General features: G+C 62.5%; 2 protein-coding genes. Both read left to right on the top strand.

Annotated features, from left to right (window positions below):
* Positions 1-217 precede the first annotated feature (217 nt).
* Positions 218-4,861, top strand: coding sequence for an RHS repeat-associated core domain-containing protein (locus NJG22_RS24195; protein ID WP_253098435.1), 4,644 nt, complete (start codon positions 218-220; stop codon positions 4,859-4,861).
* Positions 4,858-5,235 (top strand): hypothetical protein, encoded by a 378-nt coding sequence (locus NJG22_RS24190; protein ID WP_217853701.1) that lies wholly within the window; start codon positions 4,858-4,860, stop codon positions 5,233-5,235. The genes NJG22_RS24195 and NJG22_RS24190 overlap by 4 nt, the downstream gene beginning before the upstream one ends.
* Positions 5,236-5,368 lie beyond the last annotated feature (133 nt).

Genomic DNA, 5,368 nt, shown 5'->3' with positions numbered 1-5,368 from the left:
GCTGGCTCCTACGGGGCAGGGTGCGGCGCAAACCTGTAGGAGCCGGCTTGCCGGCGAACACCGGCATGGCCGGTGCCAGGCATCGCGTTGCCTGGTTCGCCAGCACGCAGGCACGATGGCGCCATGAACAGAGCATTGTGGCGCCTGGCCAGCATGTAAGCCGCACCCCTGCCAGTGCTACCCTGCGCAGCTTCCACCCAAGGATTTCCCAGGTTTCATGGACGACAGCCTGCACGCTGCCCGCATGGGCGACCTCATCCTCCATCCACCCTTGATGGCCGAACTGGTCAGTGGCCTGGTCGAGGCGGCTGTCTATGCGGCGGCCGTCGCTGCGGTCGGGGCCGCCATCGGCGGTGCGGTGGTGGCCGTGGTCGGTACCGGTGGTGCCGCCGCTGCGCTCACACCACTGATCGCCGGTGCCATGGTCAGTGCTGCCGCCATGCTGCCGACCGGTGAAGACAAGAGCATTGGCGATCACATCAGCGACTTCAGCAACTGGGTCGGCAATTCGATGTTCCCGCCCGAGCCCTACGGGTCCATCAGCAGTGGCTCGCACAACACCCGCATCAACGGCATCCTCGCGGCGCGAGCCGCCGGGGTGAGCGGCGGCCCGGTAGCGGAACCGGAGCCCGGCGAAGAACCGTCGATCCTGGAGAACATTGGTGCCTACGCCATGGTCGGCGCCTCGATGGTGATGCCGGTGATTGGCCTGGCACAGGAGATCAACAGCATCTTCAACCCGCCGGTGACCACGCCGGCGGCACCCGGGTCGATTCCCAAACCCGAGGACAAGGTGGTATGCAGCAAGCATCCGCCGATGCCCGAGCAGTTCGTCGCCCAAGGCTCGGACAAGGTGTTCATCAACGGCCAGCCCGCCGCCCGGGTAGGGGACAAGACCACCTGCGACGGGCCGATCGGCATGACCTATTCGCCGAACGTGCGCATCGGTGGCGGCACCACGACGGTGCGCGACATTCACGACGGCAAGAGTGCGGCGGCGAAGATCATCGGCTTGATCGCCGGGATGCTCATCAGCCGTCGTGGCATGCTCAAAGGGCGCCGTTGCGGGGTCGGCAACCCGGTGGCACCGTCCACGGGCCGCAAGTTTCAGGAAGGCCCCGAGGATGTGGATTTCAAGCTGGCGGCGCTGGTCCCGATTACCTGGGCACGGCGTTATGACAGCAACGACCTGCGCACCGATGGCCTGTTCGGCATGGGTTGGAGCGTGCCCTACGAAGTGCGTCTGGAGCGTGTCGCGCACCCAGAGGGTGGCGAGCTGTGGATCTACATCGATGAAGAAGGCTCCAGGCTGGAACTCGGCCGCCTGCAGGTAGGCAGTGCCTTCGTCAGCATTCTCGATGGCCTGGCGTTCTTTCATCAGGACAATGGCTTCACCATCGTCGAGGACATCAACAGCGGGTTGTACCAGGTGTTCCACACCGATCCGCTGGATAGCCGACGGTCGCGGCTGGTCAAGGTAGGCGATCGCAACCTCAACTGCCTGGAGCTGTTCTACGACGAACAGGGGCGGTTGCAGTTCCTCGGTGACACCTTCGCCCGCACCTTCATCGAGCTGCGCTTTGCCGACGGGCAACCGCGCCGGGTCGCCGAGATCCACAGGTTGCACCTGCAGGCCGGCCAGGCCTTTGCCGTCGAGCAGCGCGAATGCCTGGTGCAGTATCGCTACACCCCGGCAGGGCAGCTGGAGTCTGTCGCCGATGCCGAAGGGCAAGTGCTAAGGCAGTTTACCTACACCGACCAAGGGTTGATGGCCAGCCATACGCTGCCCACGGGCGCGACGCGGCACTACCAATGGGCCTGCTTTGCACCTGCGGCGGTTTCGCGAAAGCCTTGCAGCCTGGATGGCACGCCTTATGCCATGCCGCCGCTGCTCGAGCCTCAGCCAGGCCACGAGTGGCGTGTGGTGAGGCATTGGGGCAGCGATGGCGAGGACTATCGCTTCACCTATGACCTGGAGCAGGGCCATACCCAGGTCATCGATGGCCTGGGGCGGGTGGAGCACTATCACTGGGGTGCCTTGCATGAGGTCCACACCTACATCGATGCATTGGGCTGCACATGGCGGCACGACTATGTCGATGGCTTGTTGCGGCGCACCCTCGATCCGCAAGGTGGCGAGTGGTCCTATGGCTACGATGCCCTCGGGCGACTGGTCGCCACTACCGATCCGTTGGGGCGTTGTGAGAGTGTCGCCTATACCGAACATTGGGCTTTACCCAGCCGGATCACCGACGGGGCAGGCGGTGAGCGTCGATATACCTATGATGGGCGGGGCAACCTGCTGGCTGAGGTCGATCCGCTCGGGCAGACGACAGGTTACGCCTACGATCGCCAGGGACGGCTTGTGCACAGCGTCGACGCCTTGGGAAAGGAGCGCTCTTTCAATTGGAATGATCGCGGGCAACTGATCGCCGCGTGCGACTGTTCTGCCCAGCAGACCCATTACCGTTATGACTGGCGCGGGCACCTGAGTGAGGTACGCAACGCCGAGGGTGGCACCACGCGCTACCGCTTCGATGCTCGTGGCCATTTGCTGCAGCGTGAGTTGGCCGACGGCAGGGTCGAGCATTACCAGGTCGATGCGGCCGGCAAGTTGGCCCGCCATGTCGACCCGGCGCAGCGCGTGACCCAATGGCAGTACGACGGCAGCGGACGACTGCTGCAACGCACCGATGCGCTAGGTCACACCGTGCGCCTGGGGTGGGATGCCTATGGTCGCTTGCAGCAGTTGGAGAACGAAAACGGCGAGCACTATCGTTTTGAGTGGGATGCACTGGATCGATTGAGCAGCCAGCGCAATCTCGATGGCGGTGGCTGCACGCTGCGTCACGACGCTTTGGGCAATGTCATCCAGCGCACCGTGCTTCCTTGCGCTACCGCGGAACCTGTATTCCCGGGCAGCCCGGCGGAACCGGAGCCGCCGGCACAGATCCATCACCATGAACATGACGCCGTCGGCCGCCTGGTGCGCAAGTGTACCGATGATGGTGAGACGACCTACCGCTACGATGCCGCCGACAACCTGCTGGCGATCTGTTTCACCCGGCACGGAGGGCAGCGTCAGGAGTTGGCGTTTACCTATGACGCTATCGGCCGCTTGTTGAGCGAGAGCCACGGCGCCGGACAGCTGGGTTACGCCTATGACCCACTGGGCAACCTGCAAACCCTGACGCTGCCAGACACACGGCGGATCAATTATTTGCGCTACGGCAGTGGCCACCTGCACCAGATCAACCTTGACGGTCGTGTGATAAGCGATTTCGAGCGCGATGCCTTGCATGGCGAGGTACTGCGTAGCCAAGGCGCACTACAGACCAGGACACACTACGACAGCACTCGGCGCCTGGTGCGCAAGGCCGTTGAATACCACGACGCTGCGTTGGGCAGCCTGCCGTTGTTGCAAAAGGACTATCAATACGATGCCGGTGACAACCTGGTCGGTGAGCTGCTGACCCAGACTCAGCGTTCCGGCAGTGGGCTGGGCGTTGACCTGGAACACCTGATCGGGCGTTTCCAGGCCGGTGCCGGTGGGCGGGGCAGCTACCAGGGCCGTGCCGGTTACGGGTATGGGCCTACCGGGCGCATCCATGGCGCATCGCGCCAGATGCCCCACCCGCAGCCGGCGATGGCCGAGCACTTTGGCTATGACCGCGCCGGTAACCTGCTCGAGGGGTTCCAGGTCAACGGCCGGGTCCGGCACGATCGGGTGAAGGTTTTCCAGGACCGCCGTTACCGTTACGACCGCTTTGGTCGACTCTGCGAAAAGCGCGCTGGCAAGCATCTGATCCAGTACTTTGAGTACGATGCCGAGCACCGGCTGGTGCTTGTCAGGCAGCAGCGCGGGCCGCTGCGTGAGCGGGTCGAGTTTGCCTATGATCCGCTGGGCAGGCGCATCGAAAAACGCCTCTACCGGGACGCGCATGAGACGCCGCTCAGTCGTACCGCGTTCCTTTGGCAGGGCCTGCGGTTGTTGCAGGAGGTACAGGACGGAAAACCGAGTCTCTACCTGTACACCGGCGGCGGGCATGAGCCGTTGGCCAGGGTGGATGGCGCGCCTGGTCATGAGCAGGTACTGCACTTCCATACCAACGCGGCAGGTCTGCCAGAGCAACTGACCGATGAGCAGGGCACGAGCGTCTGGCAAGGCGACTTTCACGTCTGGGGCAACAGCTGCCAGGAGTGGCATGCGCCGGCACAGGCCAGCCAGCAGAACCTGCGCTTGCAGGGGCAGTACCTGGACCGGGAGACGGGGCTGCACTACAGCACGTTCAGGTTCTATGATCCGGATATCGGTCGGTTTACCCAGCCCGATCCTATCGGCTTGCTGGGCGGCATCAACCTTTATCGCTATGCCCCCAACCCCCTCACCTGGATTGACCCATTGGGGTTGTCGGCAACAGAAGGGGTGACGACCTTCTACCATGCCGGGGATATCCAGGGCGCCATCGACCCTTCAAAAGGGCGACCCGGGCTGGACTTCAACCCTGCCGGCCAGGGAGGGTTCTATGTGACAACCGATAAGGCGCAAGCGGTTGAATGGGCTAACATGCGTAGCCACCCAACGATTACGCAGTTCGATATTCCCAATGCCGAACTCGCCAAACTGGACGTGAAGGTGTTCGATTCCGCCAATGGCGAGTGGGCGGAGTACGTCACCAAGGGGCGCAATGGGACGCTCGAGCATGGGCATGATGGTGTCCGCGGCCCAATGCTCGGGAACCCTCAGGCTGTGAAAAGAGGCAAGGCAAAGCCGACCAGCAAGGGAAGCCAGTTCGCCATTTTCTCCAAGAAGGCAGCGGCGTTGTTCGACCGCTTCAAGGTAAAGGGTTGTCAGTTATGATGGATAAGAGCCAGGTCGTCGACAATATTGTCTTGATCAATGAAGCGCAGCCGGACGAGCAGGTGGTGTTCAACTTCCATACGTGGTTGGAAGTCATAAAGGCCATTTTGGTCAACTATGCCGGCAAGTCAGAGGCGCAAGCCGAGTCGCTGCTGTTTGCTTCACCGTTGGTGAATAATGCACTGGGCGGTTACATGGCCGCTGTGGTGCGTGCCCACGAGCTGGAATACCACTGGGCCATGGAGTTGGCGCATGGCGAGCACTATTGGCAGCGAGGTGTCAGCGCCGAAGAACCGGACGGTTACTTCGAATGGGACGAACAGTACAGAAAGGATCATGGCCTGGCCGAGGAAAGCTTTACGTTTGCCGAATAAGCGTCGCAGGGCAAAAACTCAAGTCAAGTGTTGAGCCTGAAAAGCGGGAAGGGGTGGGCCTGTCCCATGGCAGCGGACGCCAAGAAGCTGGCTAATGAGCCAACTGCCTCAAGCCTTTTGCATATTCGTTCGG

Source organism: Pseudomonas sp. VA159-2, from assembly GCF_024126635.1.
GTDB classification, from domain to species: Bacteria; Pseudomonadota; Gammaproteobacteria; order Pseudomonadales; family Pseudomonadaceae; genus Aquipseudomonas; species Aquipseudomonas muyukensis.
This window is presented reverse-complemented; position numbering and strand designations above follow the sequence as displayed.